Annotated in this window: 13 protein-coding genes; 6 read left to right on the top strand and 7 right to left on the bottom strand. The window is 71.0% G+C overall.

The features are described 5' to 3' along the window. Positions 1–383: 383 nt before the first annotated feature. Both ACFVHO_RS39740 and ACFVHO_RS39735 read left to right on the top strand, forming a co-directional pair. A complete protein-coding gene (locus tag ACFVHO_RS39740; RefSeq protein ID WP_385725410.1) occupies positions 384–2,180 on the top strand; it encodes a TIGR03767 family metallophosphoesterase in 1,797 nt (598 codons plus the stop codon). Between the two features lie 121 nt (positions 2,181–2,301). Then, positions 2,302–3,489 (top strand): serine hydrolase domain-containing protein, encoded by a 1,188-nt coding sequence (locus ACFVHO_RS39735; RefSeq protein ID WP_385725409.1) that lies wholly within the window; start codon positions 2,302–2,304, stop codon positions 3,487–3,489. Positions 3,490–3,639: 150 nt separating this feature from the next. On the opposite strand, the gene ACFVHO_RS39730 is transcribed toward ACFVHO_RS39735, so the two are convergent. Continuing rightward, positions 3,640–4,722 carry a hypothetical protein gene (locus ACFVHO_RS39730; protein ID WP_385725408.1) on the bottom strand — a complete coding sequence of 361 codons (1,083 nt, stop codon included), beginning with the start codon at positions 4,720–4,722 and terminating at the stop codon, positions 3,640–3,642. Positions 4,723–5,042: 320 nt separating this feature from the next. On the opposite strand from ACFVHO_RS39730, the gene ACFVHO_RS39725 reads away from it, so the two are divergent. After that, positions 5,043–6,119 (top strand): S1 family peptidase, encoded by a 1,077-nt coding sequence (locus ACFVHO_RS39725; RefSeq protein ID WP_385725407.1) that lies wholly within the window; start codon positions 5,043–5,045, stop codon positions 6,117–6,119. 117 nt (positions 6,120–6,236) lie between these two features. Here ACFVHO_RS39725 and pepN read toward each other — a convergent pair whose 3' ends face one another. Next, positions 6,237–8,822, bottom strand: coding sequence for an aminopeptidase N (pepN, locus tag ACFVHO_RS39720; protein ID WP_385725406.1), 2,586 nt, complete (start codon positions 8,820–8,822; stop codon positions 6,237–6,239). A gap of 156 nt (positions 8,823–8,978) precedes the next feature. On the opposite strand from pepN, the gene ACFVHO_RS39715 reads away from it, so the two are divergent. Continuing rightward, entirely contained in the window at positions 8,979–9,635 is a 657-nt protein-coding gene (locus tag ACFVHO_RS39715) for a DsbA family protein (protein WP_385725405.1), read from the top strand. 142 nt (positions 9,636–9,777) lie between these two features. Here the strand turns inward: ACFVHO_RS39715 and ACFVHO_RS39710 are convergent, their stop codons facing one another. From ACFVHO_RS39710 to ACFVHO_RS39700, 3 genes are all read right to left on the bottom strand, one after another. Beyond that, entirely contained in the window at positions 9,778–10,428 is a 651-nt protein-coding gene (locus ACFVHO_RS39710; protein WP_385725404.1) for a superoxide dismutase, read from the bottom strand. A gap of 241 nt (positions 10,429–10,669) precedes the next feature. Further along, complete coding sequence (locus ACFVHO_RS39705; protein WP_385725403.1) at positions 10,670–12,079, bottom strand: amino acid permease; 1,410 nt, start codon at positions 12,077–12,079, stop codon at positions 10,670–10,672. A gap of 240 nt (positions 12,080–12,319) precedes the next feature. Further along, entirely contained in the window at positions 12,320–13,642 is a 1,323-nt protein-coding gene (locus ACFVHO_RS39700; protein WP_385725411.1) for an amino acid permease, read from the bottom strand. Positions 13,643–14,060: 418 nt separating this feature from the next. Here ACFVHO_RS39700 and ACFVHO_RS39695 point away from each other — a divergent pair, with 418 nt between their 5' ends. Then, entirely contained in the window at positions 14,061–14,660 is a 600-nt protein-coding gene (locus tag ACFVHO_RS39695; RefSeq protein ID WP_385725402.1) for a biotin transporter BioY, read from the top strand. Between the two features lie 31 nt (positions 14,661–14,691). Here ACFVHO_RS39695 and ACFVHO_RS39690 read toward each other — a convergent pair whose 3' ends face one another. Next, entirely contained in the window at positions 14,692–16,056 is a 1,365-nt protein-coding gene (locus ACFVHO_RS39690; RefSeq protein ID WP_385725401.1) for an FAD-binding oxidoreductase, read from the bottom strand. Positions 16,057–16,241: 185 nt separating this feature from the next. Next, entirely contained in the window at positions 16,242–17,705 is a 1,464-nt protein-coding gene (locus ACFVHO_RS39685) for an amino acid permease (protein ID WP_385725400.1), read from the bottom strand. A 225-nt stretch (positions 17,706–17,930) separates the two neighbouring features. Between ACFVHO_RS39685 and ACFVHO_RS39680 the strand changes: the two genes are divergently transcribed. Continuing rightward, positions 17,931–18,416, top strand: coding sequence for a ribose-5-phosphate isomerase (locus tag ACFVHO_RS39680; protein ID WP_385725399.1), 486 nt, complete (start codon positions 17,931–17,933; stop codon positions 18,414–18,416). Positions 18,417–18,588: the final 172 nt, after the last annotated feature.

Raw genomic sequence — 18,588 nt, 5'->3', positions numbered from 1 at the left:
AACTTGCACCAGCTGAGCAACAGCCCGGCACATTTCAGCCCGTCCGGCGTTTGAGGACGAGGCGCGGAGCGCCGATAAGGGGGGTCCGGGGGCGCAGCCCCCGGTTTCGGGAAGGGGCGGGGTTGGGGAGCCCCCGGCAAGGCCCCCTACCCCGCCACATGAACACAGAGCAACCGCCACCCCACCCCCCAACGAGCACCGCGTGCACACGCAAAGTGCGCCCAGATCCACTTACGGTGATCGGCGCCACCCGTTGTGGCGACGTTAACGCGCAGGCCACCCCCGCTGCCAACGATCCAGTACGAGCGGGAAGTCCACGGCCGAACCACCGCCCGGACCCCCGCGACCACTGCCGACGCGTTCGCACTCGGGGAGACCGCGCCATGTCGCGCATACGCTCTGTCGCCACCACGGCCGCCACCGCCACCGCCTCCGCCACCACGTCCGTCGTCTCCACGGTGAACCGCCGCGCGCTCCTCGCGGCGACCGGCGCCGTCACCCTGTCCGCGGGCGTCGGATACGCCCTGGGCCCGGGCGCGGGCTCCGGCTCGGCGGCCCCGGCCGCGGCGGCCCCGGTGCCGATGTCCCGCCGGGCCCCGTCGGCCCCGCTGGCCCCGTACCGCTCGGGCACCACGTTGGCCACGGTGTCCGCGCCGAGGGGCACCTCCGGCTACCGCCGCCTCGCCGACGGCCCGGCCTGGGACCGCGTCGTGCGCGCGGACCTGGCGTCGGCCAAGCCGGGCCGCGAGTCCCGCCGCACCCCGCTGGCCGCGTTCGTCCAGTTCACGGATCTGCACCTGGTGGACGTACAGCATCCGCTGCGCTACGAGTACCTGCGGGCGCAGACCGCAAGCGCCTGGCGCCCGCAGGAGGCGCTGTCCGTGGCGGGGGCCGTGTCGCTGGTGGAGCAGGTGAACGGCCTGCGCGGGGCGCCCGCCACCGGCGCGCCGCTGCACTTCGTGATGACGACGGGCGACAACACGGACAACAACTCCCGCAACGAGCTGGACTGGTTCCTGAAGGTGATGAGCGGGGGCCGCGTCACCCCCAACTCCGGCGACCCGCGCCGCTACGAGGGCGTGCAGGACAGCGGCCTGAAGCTCTACTGGCACCCGGACGACGCCCTGCGCGACGCCGACAAGGGCGTCGGCTTCCCCCGTCTGCACGGCTTCCTGGAGGCCGCGATCCGCGAGGTCAACAGCCCCGGTCTGAACCTGCCGTGGTACTCCACGGTCGGCAACCACGACGGCCTGCCCGGCGGCTGCTACGCCCCCGGCGACTCGTACTTCACCGAGTTCGCCGTCGGCGGGAAGAAGCTGATGTCCCTCGACGAGGCGCGCGGCGCGGCCCTGTGGAAGAACGTCAAGAAGGGCAACGACCCGAAGGGCGCCGTCTTCAAGGAAGTGATGAAGTCCGAGGCACGGCGCATGCGTTCGGTCACCCCGGACGAGGCCCGCGCCCCCTTCACCCCCGCCGAGTACGTCAAGGCCCACCTGGACCCGGCGCACAGGGGCCGCGGCCCGGTCGGCCACGGCTACACCGAGGAGAACCTGGCGGAGCGCACCCAGTACTACTCCTTCCGCATCACCGACGACGTCCTCGGCATCAGCCTGGACACCACCGACCCGGGCGGCCACTACGAGGGCTCCCTCGGTACGACCCAACTGCGCTGGCTGGAAAGGAAGCTGAAGGAGGTGGAGAAGAGCGGTGACGCCTCGTACGTCATCGTCTTCAGCCATCACACCAGCAAGTCCATGCGGAACCTGCGCACCGACCCGGGCCGCCCGCGCGAGTCCCGGCACGGCGGCGACGAGGTCGCGGCGCTGCTCGGACGGCACCGCTCGGTGCTCGCCTGGGTCAACGGCCACAGCCACAAGAACGACATCACCCCGCACCGCTCGGAGCACGGCTCGTTCTGGGAGGTGTCGACGGCCTCGCACATCGACTTCCCGCAGCTGGCCCGGGTCATCGAGCTGGTCGACAACCACGACGGGACGCTCTCGCTGTTCACCACGCTCATCGAGTCCGCGGCCCCGCACCGCACCGACTTCGCCGACCTGTCGCAGACGGGCCTCGCCGCGCTGTACCGGGAGCTGTCGTTCAACGCCCCCGGCGCGAAGACCACGCTCGGCGGCGACCCCGGTGACCGCAACACGGAACTCGTCCTGCGCAAGGGCTGACCCCCGCCGCGAGGGCTGCCCTCGTAGGGGCCGCCGACTTCTCCGTTCGAACACCGCGCTGTCGGCGTCACGGGCCCCGGCCCCGCTGCGCTACGGTCTCGGCCTGGAGAAGGGACGACGCATGTCAGTACGCAAGCGGCTCCTGGGGGTGGCCGCGGTGATGACGGTGGCGGGCGTCCTCGCGGCCCCCGCCGTGTCCGCCGCGCCCGCCGTGTCCGCGCGGCCCGGCGCACCCGGCGCACCCGGCGCCGACCACGGTCACCGCGCCACCCAGCGGGCCATGGACCGGGCCGTCACGGCCGGCGTCCCCGGTGTCACCGGCCAGGCCGTGGACGCGTACGGGACCTGGACGGCCGCCGCGGGCCTCGGCGACCTGCGGGCGCGGACGCCGCGCGGCGCGTACGACCACTTCCGCGTCGGCAGCATCACGAAGACGTTCACCGCCGTGGTGCTGCTCCAGCTCGCGGCGGAGGGCAGGCTCGACCTCGACGACACCGTGGGGGAGTGGCTGCCGGGCATCGTCGAGGGCAACGGCCACGACGGCGACAGGATCACCGTCCGCCAGCTCCTCAACCACACGAGCGGCGTCTACGACTACCTCGCCGACCCCCGCTTCCGACGCGACTACTTCACCCCGGAGTTCATGAAGCGCCGCTTCGACACCCGGACCCCCGAGACCTGGGTGCGCATGGCGATGAGCCACCGGCCGCAGTTCCGCCCCGGCACGGGCTGGGGCTACTCCAACACCAACTACCTGCTCGCCGGAATGATCGTGGAGCGGGCCACGGGCCACCCCTACGGCGACGAGGTCCGCGCCCGCGTCATCGACCCCCTCGGCCTGCGCCACACCTTCGTGCCCGGCACCCGGCCGACCCTGCCGCAGCCCAGCTCCCGGGCGTACTCCAAGCTGTTCGTCGAGTCGACGTCGCCGTCCACGACGTACGACGTGACGGAGCTGAACCCGTCCGAGGCGGGCGCCGCGGGCGAGATGATCTCCAGCTCGGCGGACCTCAACCGCTTCTACCGGGCGCTCCTCGGCGGACGGCTGCTGCCGGACGAGCAGCTCGCCCAGATGAAGGAGACGGTCCCGGCGAAGGCCCTCGGCCCGGACGTCGGCTACGGCCTCGGCCTGATGCGCGTGCGCCTTTCGTGCGGGACGGCCGTGTGGGGGCACGGCGGCGGCATCCAGGGCTCGCAGTCCGAGGCGATGGCCACCGGCGACGGGCACCGCGCGCTCGCGGTCAACTTCAACGGGGACTGGACGGGGGACCTGAAGCCGATCGTCGAGGCGGAGTTCTGCGCCGAGTAGCCCGCGCGGGCTCGCCGTTCGTGGCGGAGCAGGGGTTCATGGCGGACCAGGTGTTCGTGGCGGAGTGCCCGGGCATGCGTGCGGGGGCGAAACCCCGCCGTCCAGGGTTCCGCCCCCGCACTCCCCTCCTGCGGGTCCGCCGTGGTGCTGCTATCTGGGCAGGACCACGACGTACGCCGCAGGATCCCGGTCGGCCGCCGCCATCAGCGCCGTGCGCACGACCGTGGCCTGCTGCTCGGCGGTGTCCCGCAGCTTCTTCGGGGTGACGTGGACGACCGTGATGCCAAGGCGCTCCAGGTGCTCGCGCTTCTGGGTGTACTCGGACCATTCCCCGAGTTCCCGGCTTCGCTCGACGAGGGAGGAGCCGAGGCCGTCCTCCCCCTGGCGGGGCGCCCGCGTGTCCAGCTCCACGGCGACGGAGTGCTCGGGCCAGTAGGCGTCGACGCCGCCCAGATGCGGGCCGCCCGGCAGTCGCAGGTCGACGTTCCACAGCGGGTCGGGCAGGCCGAAGTCCCGTACCAGTGCGTAGAGCCGGTCCTCCGCGATGGCGCGGCCCTCGGCGAGGAGCGAGTCCACCGCGTCCACCACGTGCGGCCGGGTGAGCAGCCGGGCGTTGTTCAACTCCCTTACGACAGCCGCCGGTTCGCAGTGTCCGCCGCGCACCGCCTCGGTGAGCAGCCGCCGCACCGCGCCCGCCTCGGCGAGCTGCGCCACGGCGTCGGCGAGCGCGCGCGGCACGGGGGCGACGGGAAGTCCGGTGATCTGCTGGGGAGTCGGCAGGCTGCCGCTGCGGACGAGACGGGCGCAGCCGGTGGAGCGCAGCCGCCGGGTGCGGGGCACGAGGACGTCGATGCGGTCGAGGGAGAGCAGCGGCGGCGCGGAGGAGAAGCGGTGCAGGGCGAGCGCGGCGAGGCCGGTGATCAGCGCGTCCGCGTAGGCGGCGTGCGGCTCGCCCGCGCCGGGCTGCGCGGGCACGGACCTGGCTTCCTTGGCCGGCGGGCGGCCGCAGTACAGGAGCACGCCGTGCAGTCGCTCCTCGCTGGTGGGCGGGCCCGGGTGGAGCAGGAAGACGCCGGGCAGGAACTGCTGCCAGGGGCCGCCGGGGCGGCAGTGGGCGCTCGTGTCGGCGCCGGAGACGCCGTGCTCACGCAGTTGCGCGGAGCTCATGACGCGGCGCTGGACGGCGGTGAGGTGGCGCAGGGGGCGGGGGGAGAGCGGGGTGTTGTGGTTCATGACGGGGCCATTCCCGCGCTCGGACAGCCCCCTAACCGCTGTTACAGTCCCGTCGGCAAAACAGGACAACCCCGTCCTAAAGTACGGGCGTTCGAGAGCCGAAAATGGCCGGTTCGAGGTCCGCGCCGGTGAACCGGGGGGCGCGCGGGGTGGCGTGAGGCCCTCTTGTGGGCGACGGACACCGTTGTCATACTCGGCGCGATGTTTGGCATGGACGCGACGTAATTCGGGTCACCCCTGAGGCGCGCCCGCGCCAGGCACCGGTAACTCCCGATGACCGCCCCCCACTTGAGCGGTCCATCCCCCCATGGAGGTACTGCGTGAACACCCAACGAGCGAGCAGGCGACGTCTGACCATCACCGGAGTCGGGGTCGCCGCGCTGGTCGCGGGCACCCTGACGATGGCGAACACCAGCGCCGCGGCACCCGCCCCCACCCCGGACACCCTGACCGCGACCGCGGCGGGCAAGCTCGCGAACTCCCTCTCCACCGACCTGAGGAGCGACCTGGCCGGCACGCACTACGACGCCGCCGCCAAGAAGCTCGTCGCCAGCGTGCTCGACGGCGCGGCCGCCGACGAGGCCCGCGCGGCCGGAGCCGAGGCCAGGATCGTCAAGAACTCCCGGGCCGAGCTGAACTCCGTGCAGAAGACCCTGGGCGAGACCGCCGTCCCCGGCACGTCCCGCGCCGTCGACCCGGTCGCCAACAAGGTCGTCGTCACCGCCGACAGCACGGTCAAGGGCGCGGCCCTGAACCGGCTGCGCGCGGACGTCGCCGCCCAGGACGGCAAGGCCGTGCTCAAGCGCACCGCGGGCAAGTTCCAGCCCCTCATCCGCGGTGGCGACGCCATCTACAGCTCCAGCGGCCGCTGCTCCCTCGGCTTCAACGTGGTGAAGAACGGCCAGCCGTACTTCCTCACCGCGGGACACTGCGCCGCCCTCGCCGGCACCACCTGGTCGGAGACCCAGGGCGGCTCGGCCATCGGCACCGTCGAGGACTACGGCTTCCCCGGCCGTGACGACGCCATCGTGAAGTACACCGCCAACACGGCGCACCCGAGCGAGGTCAACCTCTACAACGGCAGCGCCCAGCAGATAACCGGCGCCCGCACGGCCGTCGTCGGCGAGCAGGTGCAGCGCAGCGGCAGCACCACCAGACTGCACGGCGGCACGGTCCGGGCCCTGAACGTCTCCGTCAGCTACCCGCAGGGCACCGTCAACGGTCTCATCCAGACCAACGTCTGCGCGGAGCCCGGCGACAGCGGCGGCGCCATGTTCGCCGGCACCAGCGCCCTCGGCCTGACCTCGGGCGGCAGCGGCAACTGCTCCAGCGGCGGCCAGACGTTCTTCGCCCCGGTCACCGACGCGCTCTCCCGCTACGGCGCGCAGATCGGCTGACCCGCCCGCCCCGCGGGGCCAGGGCCCGGCCCACGCGGGGACCTGACGCACAGCGCGACACTTCCCGGGGTGCCGGGGCACGCGGCTCGCGTGCCCCGGCACTTCCCGTCGGCCGGCTCAGCCCGCCGACGCGGCCCCGTCGCAGGCCTGGGCCCGCAGCGAGCGCGCCAGGTCGTCCGTGGCCTCCAGGACCAGACGGCGCAGCGCGGGCGGCGCCTGCTCGTGCCCGGTGAGCCACGCGTCCGCCGCGTCCAGCGTCTCCTGGCTGTCCTGGAAGTGCGGGAACAGCCCCCGCACCACGTCCATGCCGATCTGGATGGACCGCTCGGCCCACACCCGCTCGATCACCTCGAAGTACTTCGGGGCGTACGCGGCGGTCAGCTCGCGCTGCGAGGGCTGCTGGAAGCCCGCGATGGTCGCCTCCACCAGCGCGTTGGACAGCGCGTCCGACTCCACCACGGCGGCCCACGCCTGCGCCTTCACCGCCGCCGACGGCCGCGCGGCCAGGCAGCGGACCTGGTGCCGCTTGCCGGACGCCGTGTCGTCGCGGGCCAGCTCGGCCGCGAGTGCCTGCTCGTCCGCCGCGCCGTTCACCGCGAGCACGCCGAGGAACGCCCAGCGCAGCTCCTGGTCCACATCGAGCCCGTCGATCTTGGCCGTGCCGTCCAACAGGCCCTGGAGCAGCTGCAGATCGGCCGCGGACGATGCCACCGACGCGAAGAACCGCGCCCACGTCAGCTGGTGCTGGCTGCCCGGCTCGGCCACGCGCAGCTCCCGCAGGGCGCCCTCGGCGAGCGCCCGGCCGCCCTCCTCGCGCCAGCCGGGCGCGGCGTAGTGCGTGCGGGCGGTGTTCGCCCAGGCGTGCAGCATCTGCAGGACGCCGATGTCGGACTCCTGCCCGGCGAAGCGGAGCACCAGGCCGATGAAGTCCCGCGCGGGCATGAGCGCGTCCCGCGTGAGGCTCCACAGCGCCGACCAGCACAGCGCCCGGGCCAGCGGGTCGGTGATGTCCCCGAGGTGGTCGCGGAGCGTGGCCAGGGACGTCTCGTCGAAGCGGATCTTGCAGTACGTCAGGTCGTCGTCGTTGACCAGGACCAGCTCCGGCGCCTCGGCTCCGGCCAGCTCGGCGACCGTGGTCCGGGGGCCCTCGACGTCCACCTCGGCGCGGGCGTACCGCACGAGGTCGCCGGCCTCGCGGCGGTACAGGCCCACCGCGACGCGGTGCGGGCGCAGTTCGGGGTGTGAGGCGGCGGCCTCCTGGACCACGGCCAGCTCCGTGACGCGGCCCTCCGCGTTCAAGGTCACCTGCGGGGTCAGGGAGTTGACGCCCGCGGTCTGCAGCCACGCCCGCGACCAGGCCGTCATGTCCCGGCCGCTGGTCTCCTCCAGGACGGAGAGCAGGTCGCCGAGGCGGGTGTTGCCGTACGCGTGCCGCTTGAAGTAGCGGCGGGCGCCCTCCAGGAAGGCGTCCCGCCCGGCGTAGGCCACGAGCTGCTTGAGCACCGAGGCGCCCTTGGCGTACGTGATCCCGTCGAAGTTGAGCTTGGCGTCCTCCAGGTCGCGGATGTCGGCCGTGACGGGGTGGGTGGAGGGGAGCTGGTCCGCGCGGTACGCCCAGGCCTTGCGGTTGTTGGCGAAGGTGATCCAGCCGCTGGTGAAGCGCGTCGCCTCGACCATGGAGAAGGAGCCCATGAAGTCGGCGAAGGACTCCTTGAGCCACAGGTCGTCCCACCACTGCATGGTGACGAGGTCGCCGAACCACATGTGCGCCATCTCGTGCAGGATGACGTTGGCCCGGCGCTCGTAGGACGCCTGGGTGACCTTGCCGCGGAAGATGAACTCCTCGCGGAACGTGACACAGCCCGGGTTCTCCATCGCCCCGAGGTTGTACTCCGGGACGAAGGCCTGGTCGTACTTCCCGAAGGGGTACGGGTAGTCGAAGTGGTCGTGGAAGAAGTCCAGGCCCTGCTTGGTGACAAGGAAGACGTCGTCCGCGTCGAAGTGCTTGGCGAGGCCCTTGCGGCACATCGCGCCGAGCGGGATCTCCAGGCGCGTGCCGTCCTCGAAGACGCGCTCGTAGGAGTCGGTCACGTAGTGATAGGGGCCCGCGACGATCGCCGTGATGTACGTCGAGATCGGCTTGGTCTCGGCGAACTGCCAGACCCCGTCGGTCAGTTCACCGACGCCGTTGCTCCACACCGTCCAGCCCTCGGGCGCCTGTGCGGAGAAGCGGAACGGGGCCTTCAGGTCGGGCTGTTCGAAGTTGGCGAAGACACGGCGGGAGTCCGCGGGCTCGTACTGCGTGTAGAGGTAGACCTCGCCGTCCTCGGGGTCGACGAAGCGGTGCATGCCCTCGCCGGTGCGGCTGTAGGCGCACTGGGCGTCCACCACCAGTTCGTTCTCCTCGCGCAGGTCCTCGAGGGCGATGCGGGCGCCGTCGAAGACCTCCGAGGGGTCCAGGTCCTTGCCGTTGAGGGACACGGCCGTCACGCTCGGCGCGATCAGGTCCGCGAAGCTCGCGGCGCCCGGCTCGGCGCACCGGAAGCGCAGCGTCGTCACCGATCGGAACGTGCGCGGCGCCCCTGTGTCGCCGTCGCTGTCGCCCACCGCCGAGCGCAGGTCGAGGAAGACCTCGTACCCCTCGACGGACAACAGCGCGGCCCGCTCCTGGGCCTCGTCGCGGGACAGATTCTCACCGGGCACGGGCTGCACTCCCTTGTGGCTCGCGTATGGCTCGCACGACTCGTCCGAACGCCTCTGATCCTCGCATGCGCCCAGTTCGGCGGACATCCGGGAATGCCCTGGCACAACCCCGATGTTCCCCGGCCAGATCCCCGAACGGATTCCTTAGGGAGAGACATGGCTGTGAACGCTGGGAACGCTGCGAGCGGCAAGACCCCGGTCGACTTCTGGTTCGACCCGTCGTGCCCCTGGGCCTGGATGACATCGCGCTGGGTCCTCGAAGTGGAGAAGGTCCGCGACATCGAGGTCCGCTGGCATCTGATGAGCCTCGGCGTCCTGAACGAGAACAAGCTGGACGAGCTGCCCGAGGAGTACCGCGACTTCCTGACGAACCATGCCTGGGGCCCGGTCCGCGTCGTCATCGCCGCCCAGCAGGAGCACGGCGCCGACGTCCTCGGCGACCTCTACACCGCGCTCGGCACCCGCATCCACAATAAGGGCGAGGGCCCCACCAAGGAGGCCGTCGCGGGCGCCCTGAAGGACGTGGACCTGCCCGAGTCGCTCCTCGACCACTGGGACTCCACGCCCTACGACGCCGAGCTGCGCGCCTCCCACAACGAGGGCATCGAGAAGGTCGGCCAGGAGGTGGGCACCCCCGTCATCGCCGTCCCCGGCACCGACGGCGAGCAGGTCGCCTTCTTCGGCCCGGTCGTCACCCCCGCCCCCAAGGGCGAGGCGGCGGCCCGCCTGTGGGACGGCACGCTCCTGGTGGCGTCGACCCCGGGCTTCTACGAGATCAAGCGCACGCGGACGCAGGGCCCTGTTTTTGACTGAGCGGCGCCGTTCCAGGCGCACAGAAAGGCCCCCGCGAGTCACGTCCTCGTGGGGGCCTTTCCGCTGTCCGCCTGCCGTCATGAAGGTTGAGAAGACGATCACGAGGCAGGACGTTTCACCGGGCGCGGGGCCCGGGGCGGGATCAGGGAGCCAGCAGCAGGCTGTTGACGCGCTGCTTGGCGGCCTCGTAGCGCTTGGCCACGTCCTGCCAGTTCACGACCTGCCACATGGCCTCGATGAAGTCCACCTTCTGGTTCTTGTACTGCAGGTAGAAGGCGTGCTCCCAGGCGTCGAAGACCAGGATCGGGGTGGAGCCCTGGCCGACGTTGCCCTGGTGGTCGTAGATCTGCTCGACGATCAGGCGGTTGCTGAGCGGCTCGTAGGCGAGCACGCCCCAGCCCGAACCCTGAGTCGTCGCGGAGGCCTTCGTCAGCTGGGCCTTGAACTTGGCGAAGGAGCCGAAGGACTCGGTGATGGCGTCCGCGAGCTCGCCCACGCCGTCCGCGGCCAGCGGCTCGCCGCCGCCGCCGTCCTTCGGGCCGTTCATGTTGTGCCAGTAGATGCTGTGCAGGATGTGCCCGGAGAGGTGGAACGCCAGGTTCTTCTCCAGGCCGTTGATGGCGCCCCACGACTCCTTGTCGCGGGCCTCCGCCAGCTGCTCCAGGGTGTCGTTCGCACCCTTCACGTACGCGGCGTGGTGCTTGTCGTGGTGCAGCTCGATGATCTGCGGGTTGATCACCGGCTCCAGCGCCGCGTAGTCGTACGGAAGTTCAGGAAGCGTGTAAATGGCCATGAGAGAGCCCTCCGACGTGCTCTGCGTGCTTGCCGCGCCGTATCGGGCGGCGCCGCCTCGCACCTCTTTATTGCGACCTATGTGCAAGTGCAGGCTAGCAGCAGGAGTACGGTGAAGTTGATCAGCCCTTCGTCCTAGGCCCGGGGACCCGGTACCGGGCCCGGGACGCCGAAGGCCCCGCTCCACAGGGGGGAGCGGGGCCTTCGGGTACTGCCGGTGTCAGGGGCGCGGTCTGCCGGTCTCAGGGGCGCGGCGCGCCGGCGTCCCGGTTCTCCACGGCCTTCTGGCGGGCGTAGCCGACCGCCATGAGGATCAGGGTCAGCCCGCCCGAGTAGAAGAGCTGGGTGCGGGTCTCGGACTCGCGGGCCATGAGGACGAACACCGTCGCCATTCCGGCGAGCGCCACATAGGTGAGCCAGGGGAAGAGCCACATCTTCACGACCAGCTTCTCCGGCGACTCGCGCTCCAGCTTCTTGCGCAGCTTCAACTGCGCGAGGGCGATGAAGAACCACACCACGAGGATGATCGCGCCGATGGTGTTCAGGAGCCACTGGAAGATGTCGTCGGGCCGCCAGTAGCTGAGCAGGACGCACAGGAAGCCGAAGGCCGACGAGGTCAGGACGGCGATGCGGGGCACGCCGTCGAACATCCGGCCGAGGGCCTTGGGGCCCTGGCCGCGCTGCACCAGCGAGTTGGCCATGCGCGAGGCGCCGTAGATGTTGGCGTTCATCGCGGAGAGCAGGGCGATGAGGACGACCACGTTCATGATCTGGCCCGCGCCGTCGATGCCGAGGTGGTCGAGGGTGGCGACATAGGGACCCTTCGCCGCGACCTCCTCCTTCGTCCACGGCAGCAGCGTCACGACGACGGCCATCGAGCCGACGTAGAAGAGGGCGATCCGCCACATCGCCGTGCGGACGGCCTTGGCCACGCCCTGCACGGGGTGCTCGGACTCGGCCGCCGCGATGGTGACGGTCTCCAGGCCTCCGTACGCGAACACGGAGGCGAGCAGTCCGACGATCAGGCCGTCCACGCCGTTGGGCATGAACCCGCCCTGCCCGGTGAGGTTGGTCATGCCGGGCGCCTCGGTGTCGGGGAGCCAGCCGAAGATCGCGAGCACGCCGATGCCGAGGAAGAGGACGATCGCGCCGACCTTCAGGGCGGCGAACCAGAACTCGAACTCGCCGAAGTTCTTCACGGCCGCGAGGTTCGTGGCGCAGAACATCAGCATGAACAGGGCGACCCAGGCCCACTCCGGGACCCCCGGCACCCAGCCGTGCACGATCTTCGCGGCGCCGATGCCCTCCAGGCCGACGGCCACGCACAGCAGGAACCAGAACGACCAGCCCGCGGTGAACCCGGCCCACGGACCCATCGCCCGCTCGGCGTGCACGGAGAAGGAGCCGGACGCGGGGTTGGCCGCGGCCATCTCGCCCAGCATGCGCATGACGAGCATGACCAGGGCGCCGGATATCGCGTACGCCAGGATGATCGAGGGCCCGGCCGCCGCGATGGCGGTTCCGGAGCCCACGAAGAGCCCGGCGCCGATCACGCCGCCGAGGGCGATCATCGACAGATGGCGCTGCTTGAGTCCGTGACCGAGCGGCGCGTCGGCTTGGGGTGGTGCGTCCTGCAAGGACGTCCGAGACATGGGCGTGCCCTGTTCAGTAGCAGAGACGGGGGGCGGGGGAGCGAAGTGGGCCACAGTCTGAGCGCGCGTACCGCTCACAGGGAACAGGTGACCGGTATACGGACACGACGCTCACACATGGTGAAGATTTGTTCACACGGCGATCACATGCGCGTCATATGAGGGTGTCATGGCGCGCACTCCGTCCCCGCGGAAGCGCCATGTCGTGCGTACGTCATCTACGTACGTGCGGCATCGGATCTACCTGCGCGCCGCACCGGATCCGCGCACGAGCCACTCCCGCACCCACGCCACCGCGATCACCAGCGCCGTCGCGCCCGCCGACCACAGCAGCTGCGGCCGCGCCCCGTCGTCCCGGAGCATCAGCAGGATCACCACGGCCATCGCCACGAGCGCCGCCCACGTCAGCCAGGGGAAGAACCACATGCGCAGGGTCAGGCGCTCGGGAGCCTCGCGCTCGATCCGCCGCCGCAGCCGCAACTGCGAGAGCGCGATCAGCGCCCAGACGAAGAGGAGCGCCGCGCCGACCGAGTTCAGCATGTAGAGGAAGACGGACTCGGGCCACTTCAGATTCAGCAGGACGGACACGAAGCCGAAGGCCACCGAGGCGAGCACGGCCCGGCGCGGCACCCCGCCGCCCGACACCCGAAGGAGCGCCTTCGGAGCCTCGCCGCGCTCGGCCAGCGAGAAGATCATGCGCGAGGAGCCGTACAGATTGGCGTTCAGGGACGACAGGAGCGCCACGAACACCACGATGTTCATGAGAGTCCCGGCCGACGGGACGCCGATGGAGTCGAGGACCGTGACATACGGGCTGAAACCCGCCTGCTGCGCCGTCCACGGCAGCACCGTCACGATGACCAGCATCGAGCCGACATAGAAGAAGAGGATGCGGTACACCGCGCTGCGCACCGCGCGCGCCACCGAACGCACCGGATCGTCGGACTCCGCCGCCGCGATCGTCACGATCTCCAGACCGCCGAAGGCGAACAGCACCACGACAACGCCGGAGACCACCCCGTCCCAGCCGTGCGGCAGGAAGCCTCCGTCACCGGTCAGATGCGTGAAGCCCACCGGGTCGGTGTCGGGCAGCACCCCGAAGATCGCGAGCAGCCCGAGCACGAGGAACGCGCCGATCGCGAAGACCTTCAGGGCGGCGAACCAGAACTCGAACTCGCCGAAGTTCTTCACGGCCGCGAGGTTGGCGCCGGTGAAGAACACCATGAAGACGAGCACCCACGCCCACTGCGGCATCCCCGGCACCCACTCGCCCGCGATGCGAGCCGCGCCCGTCGCCTCCACCGCGAGCACCACGACGAGCAGGAACCAGTACAGCCACCCCACGGAGAACCCGGCCCACCGCCCGAGCGCCCGCTCCGCGTGCACGGAGAACGCGCCGGACGCCGGCATCGCGGCGGACATCTCGCCGAGCATCCGCATCACGCACATCGCGAGCGCGCCCGCGATCAGATAAGAGAGGACGATCCCGGGCCCCGCGACCTCGATCCCGGCACCCGACCCCACGAACAGACCGGCGCCGATGACGCCGCCGAGACCGAGCATGGTGAGGTGGCGCTGCTTGAGGCCACCGCCGAGGGGCTCGGGCCCCGCGTCCGTGGCGGCGGGCGCGTCGACCGCCGTCGCTCCCGTGGGAGGCACCGCCGACCGGGACGGCAAGGAGTCGTGCTTCACGTGTCGTCGGCTCTCGGGCTCAAGGAGTTCAGCGGGGCGGACTCAAGGTGTTTGGTGGGAATCAACAGTGTCGCCGCTGAACATCCCGGGAAGCAACCGGGGCCCGTACGGCACTGACCTCAGTGACGAGCATCACGTCGAACCAGGTGTGCCCCGGCGCCTTTGTGCGAAGCCCACCAAGGCCGGGCCGCTGCCTTTGTCACCGGCGCCCCCTGATGCGCCGCGCCTTCCGGGGATAGGGTCACAGCGTCCGCTCGCCCGCCTGGCCCTTGAGAAGCACGGAGTCCCGATGAGCACAGCCGCCATATCCCGTCCGGGTCAGGTCCTGGCCGACCTGATCCCCGCCACCCGCCTGCGCGACGTGACCCTGGTCCTCGGCGGCGCCGCCCTCACCGGCATCGCGGCCCAGATCGCCGTCCCGGTCCCCGGCTCCCCGGTCCCGGTCACGGGCCAGACCTTCGCGGCCCTGCTCGTCGGCACCTCGCTCGGCGCCTACCGCGGCGCCGCCTCGCTCGCGGTGTACGCGCTCGTCGGCATGGCGGGCATGCCCTGGTTCGCGCAGGGCAAGGCGGGCATGGGCGCGCCGAGCCTCGGCTACGTCTTCGGCATGCTGCTCGCCGCGATGGTCGTGGGCGCCCTCGCCCGCCGCGGCGCCGACCGGAACGTGGCGCGCATGGCCGGGACGATGATCCTGGGCTCCGCGATCATCTACGCCGTCGGCGTGCCGTACCTGGCCGCCTCGACCGGCATGTCGCTCACCGAGGCGGTCGCGGCCGGACTCACGCCGTTCCTCATCGGCGACGCGCTCAAGGCGGCGCTCGCGATGGGCGCGGTGCCGCTGGTGTGGAAGTTCCTCCACGACAAGCACGGCAAGCGCGACGAGCGCTGACGCGCCTCAGCCGTCAGCGCCAGCGTCAGCGTCAACGGACGTTGTAGTTCCGCCTGAAGAGGTTCGCCGGGTCGTACATGGCCTTCAGCCCGGCGAGCCTCTTCCGCGTCTCCGCGTCGTACAGCCCCTCGGGCCGGTCACCACCGGCGAAGGTGAAGTTCAGGGACCGGCCGAGGACATGGGGCGCCACTTCCCCGAACGCGCCCGCGTACAGCTCCCGCAGGCTCGCGCGGTCGGCCCCGGCCACGTCCTCGGTGCCGCCGGTGGTGTTCAGGGGCGACAGGATCCGCAGCAGCCAGCGCGCGTCCCGGTGCGGCACGGCGTTCGCGGCGGGCCGGGCGAGGGCGCCGCCCAGGTGGTTGAGCTGGACGACGTGCATGCGGTCCGCGGCGGGACCGGTGAGCGCGAGGATCCGCTCCATGCCCGCGTCGTCCAGGTCGTCCAGCATGCGGCTCTCCCCGTAGTAGGCGTGCGGGAAGTCGGGGTCGCTGTGGATGGTGTGGCTCTCGGTGTACGGCAGTTCGCGCAGGGAGTCCTCGTGCGCGGGCCCGATCGCGCGCAAGGGCGCCACGAGCCGTTCGCCCTCCGCGGCGGTGCCCGTGTACGCGACGCGCACGGTCACCAGATAGCGGCCCCGCAGCGCCTCCGGGAGCATCGGCAGATCCGGGTAGACCAGCGCCGCGAGCGACGAGGTGACGGCGTCGGGCACCGTCTCGGTCCAGGCCGTGTAGGCGCGCAGGACCGCCGCCGGGTCGACCTCGCGGCCGTCGAAGGCGAGCGCGCCCCCATACAGCCGCGTCACGGGCACCAGGCCGATCTCCAGGGCCGTCACGACGCCGAGGTTCGCACCGCCGCCGAGCAGCCCCCAGAACAGCTCGGGATCGCCCTCCGCCGTCACGTGCCGCACGGCGCCGTCCGCCGTGACCACGTCCAGGGACCGCACGTGGTCGGCCGCGTACCCGAACTCACGGGCCAGGATGCCGAGCCCGCCGCCCAGGGTGTACGACACGGCGCCCACGGACGGCGCCGAGCCGTTCAGCGGCGCGAGGCCGTGCTCCGCCGCGGCCGCGACGACCTGCCCCCAGCGGACCCCCGCCCCGACGCGCGCGGTGCGCGCCACGGGGTCCACGACGACCTCGTCCAGGCGCCGGGTGCTGACCAGCACGCCGCCCGCCGACGCGTCCGGCAGGCCGTGCCCGGTCGCCTGCACCCCGACGGGCAGGTCCGCCTCCGCGGCGTACGACACCGCCGCGACGACGTCATCGGTGCTCGTGGCCGCGAAGACGACGTCGGGGCGCTGGGCGTACCCCGTCTGGAATCCGGCGAGTTCGTCGTCGTACCCGGCGTCGCCGGGACGGAGGACGAGTCGCTGGGCGGCGAAAGCGCTGAGGTCCACGAGTCTCTCCCTGCTTCGGTCTTGGCTTCGATCTTGCTGTCGAGCACACCCTGACGCGGAAACCTGACACCTTCCGTCAAGTTTTCCGGCAGGGGGACCGGCAAGGAAAAGCGGGACGCCCGCGAGGAAGGCAGTGGCTACGGCTGCCGTCCCCGCGGACGCCCCGCACGGGGCGCCGGGACCTGTCAGGCCTCGGTGAGCTCCTCGTCCGAGCGGGGCCGCAGCTTCTCGCGCACCAGCGAGAAGCCGAGCACGAGGGCCGCCACGAGCAGCGAGAGCACCATCTGCTTGCGCCCGGCGTCGTCGTACAGCATGTAGACGATCACGAACGAGATCATTCCGATGGTGACCCAGGTCAGATACGGGAACAGCCACATCTTCACGACGAGCTTCTCCGGCTGCTCGCGCAGGATGATGCCGCGCATCTTCAGCTGCGTGAAGCAGATGACGAGCCAGACGAACAGGGCGACGGCGCCGGAGGAGTTCAGCAGGAAGTCGAAGACGGTGTCCGGCCACTGGTAGTTGAACCAGACGGCGGCGAAGCCGAAGACGACCGAGCCGAGGATGGCCGTGCGCGGCACGCCGTTGGAGTCGGTGCGCGCGAAGGCCTTCGGCGCGTCGCCGCGCTGACCGAGCGAGAACGCCATGCGGGAGGCCGTGTAGAGACCGGAGTTGAGGCAGGAGAGCACCGCGGTGAGCACGATCACGTTCATCACCTGACCGGCGTGCGGAATGCCGATCGAGTTCAGCGCGGCGACGTACGAACCGTCCTTCTCGATGGACTTGTCGCTCCAGGGCAGCAGCGTCACGACCACGAAGATCGAACCGAGGTAGAAGACGCCGATGCGCCAGATGACGCTGTTCGTGGCCTTGGTGACGGCGCGCTGCGGGTCCTCCGACTCACCGGCGGCGAGCGTGACGATCTCCGAACCCATGAAGGAGAAGACCACCATCAGGACACCCGTGAGGATGGCGCCCGCCCCGTTGGGCATGAAGCCGCCCGCGTCCGTCAGATGCGCGAAGCCGTCCCCCGGGTTGTCCGAGCCGGGCAGCACACCGAACACCGCGAGCAGACCGATCAGCACGAACGCGCCGATCGCGACGACCTTGATCCCGGCGAACCAGAACTCGAACTCGCCGTAGGAGCCGACCGAGACCAGGTTCGTGGCGGTGAGCACCACCATCACGATGAGCGCCCAGCCCCACTGCGGGATCGCGGGTATCCAGCCTTCCAGGATCACGGCGCCCGCGGTGGCCTCCACCGCGAGCACGACGACCCAGAAGAACCAGTACAGCCAGCCGATGGAGAAGCCCGCCCAGCGGCCGAGCGCCTGGTCGGCGTAGGCGGAGAAGGAACCGGACGTCGGCCGGGCCGCGGCCATCTCGCCGAGCATCCGCATCACGAGCACGACCATGGTGCCGACGAGGGCGTACGAGACGAGGATCGCCGGGCCCGCGGCCTTGATGCCGGAGGCGGAACCGACGAACAGGCCCGCACCGATCACGCCACCGATGGCGATCATGGACAGGTGGCGGTTCTTGAGTCCGGCCTGGAGGCCGTCGCCGCCGCCGTTCCCACCGCCCGGCTGCGAATTGCCGGGTCCTTCGTCGGTGCTGTCTTCCTTCGCAAGGGACGGTTGCGAGGTCATAGGCAGATCCTTTGGTTCGCGGGGACAAGCTCCCGCATTAAAAGCGCAGGGCCGTACGGGACGAAAGACCCGTCTCCGGATCGTTGTATTCCGCGGAATCCTGAGTGAACGGGCGCTTACGCTCGATGACCGGGCAGGGCATTGGCCTGCACCAATCGGTGCCCGGAGGAGGTGCCCGGCCGCCCCACGGCGGCCGCCCGCCCGCATGCGTGCCACACTTCGCCCATGCGCGTGTACCTCGGCTCGGATCATGCCGGCTACGAACTCAAGAACCACCTCGTCGAATGGCTCAAGGCCCACGGGCACGAGCCCGTCGACTGCGGTCCCCACATCTACGACGCCCAGGACGACTACCCGCCGTTCTGCCTGCGTGCGGCCGAGAGGACCGCCGAGGACCCCGAGGCCCTCGGCATCGTCATCGGCGGGTCCGGGAACGGGGAGCAGATCGCGGCGAACAAGGTGAAGGGGGTGCGGGCGGCTCTCGCCTGGAGTGAGCAGACCGCCGCGCTCGGGCGTGAGCACAATGACGCCAACGTCATCTCCATCGGTGGGCGCATGCACACCCAGGACGAGGCCACGAGGTTCGTCGAGATCTTCCTCGCCACGCCCTACTCGGGCGAGGAGCGCCACACCCGCCGCATCGAGATGCTCTCCCGCTACGAGACCTCCGGCGAACTCCCGCCCATCCCGCCCCACCACCCCCAGGGCTGAGGCCGGTCCCCTGCCGGGGGCTCCCCAATCCCGCCCCTTCACCGAAACTGGGGCTCCGCCCCAGACCCCGCTCCTCAAACGCCGGAGAGGCTGAAACTTAGCCGCACACTCTCTAGCCCGTCCGGCGTTTGAGGACGAGGCGCGGAGCGCCGACAGCGGGGGTCCGGGGGCG

This window comes from Streptomyces sp. NPDC127108 (assembly GCF_042677545.1).
Classification (GTDB): Bacteria; Actinomycetota; Actinomycetes; order Streptomycetales; family Streptomycetaceae; genus Streptomyces.
Note: the sequence above shows the minus strand (reverse complement) of the source record. Positions and strands in the feature narration are given on the sequence as shown.

Excerpts from the sequence above, each read along its gene's own strand:
- ACFVHO_RS39735 (WP_385725409.1), top strand. The coding sequence starts at position 2,302 with ATGTCAGTACGCAAGCGGCTCCTGGGGGTGGCCGCGGTGATGACGGTG.
- ACFVHO_RS39680 (WP_385725399.1), top strand. The coding sequence starts at position 17,931 with ATGCGCGTGTACCTCGGCTCGGATCATGCCGGCTACGAACTCAAGAAC.
- ACFVHO_RS39685 (WP_385725400.1), bottom strand. The coding sequence starts at position 17,705 with ATGACCTCGCAACCGTCCCTTGCGAAGGAAGACAGCACCGACGAAGGA.
- ACFVHO_RS39715 (WP_385725405.1), top strand. The coding sequence starts at position 8,979 with ATGGCTGTGAACGCTGGGAACGCTGCGAGCGGCAAGACCCCGGTCGAC.
- ACFVHO_RS39740 (WP_385725410.1), top strand. The coding sequence starts at position 384 with ATGTCGCGCATACGCTCTGTCGCCACCACGGCCGCCACCGCCACCGCC.
- ACFVHO_RS39705 (WP_385725403.1), bottom strand. The coding sequence starts at position 12,079 with ATGTCTCGGACGTCCTTGCAGGACGCACCACCCCAAGCCGACGCGCCG.
- ACFVHO_RS39710 (WP_385725404.1), bottom strand. The coding sequence starts at position 10,428 with ATGGCCATTTACACGCTTCCTGAACTTCCGTACGACTACGCGGCGCTG.
- ACFVHO_RS39695 (WP_385725402.1), top strand. The coding sequence starts at position 14,061 with ATGAGCACAGCCGCCATATCCCGTCCGGGTCAGGTCCTGGCCGACCTG.
- ACFVHO_RS39730 (WP_385725408.1), bottom strand. The coding sequence starts at position 4,722 with ATGAACCACAACACCCCGCTCTCCCCCCGCCCCCTGCGCCACCTCACC.
- ACFVHO_RS39700 (WP_385725411.1), bottom strand. The coding sequence starts at position 13,642 with ATGCTCGGTCTCGGCGGCGTCATCGGCGCCGGTCTGTTCGTGGGGTCG.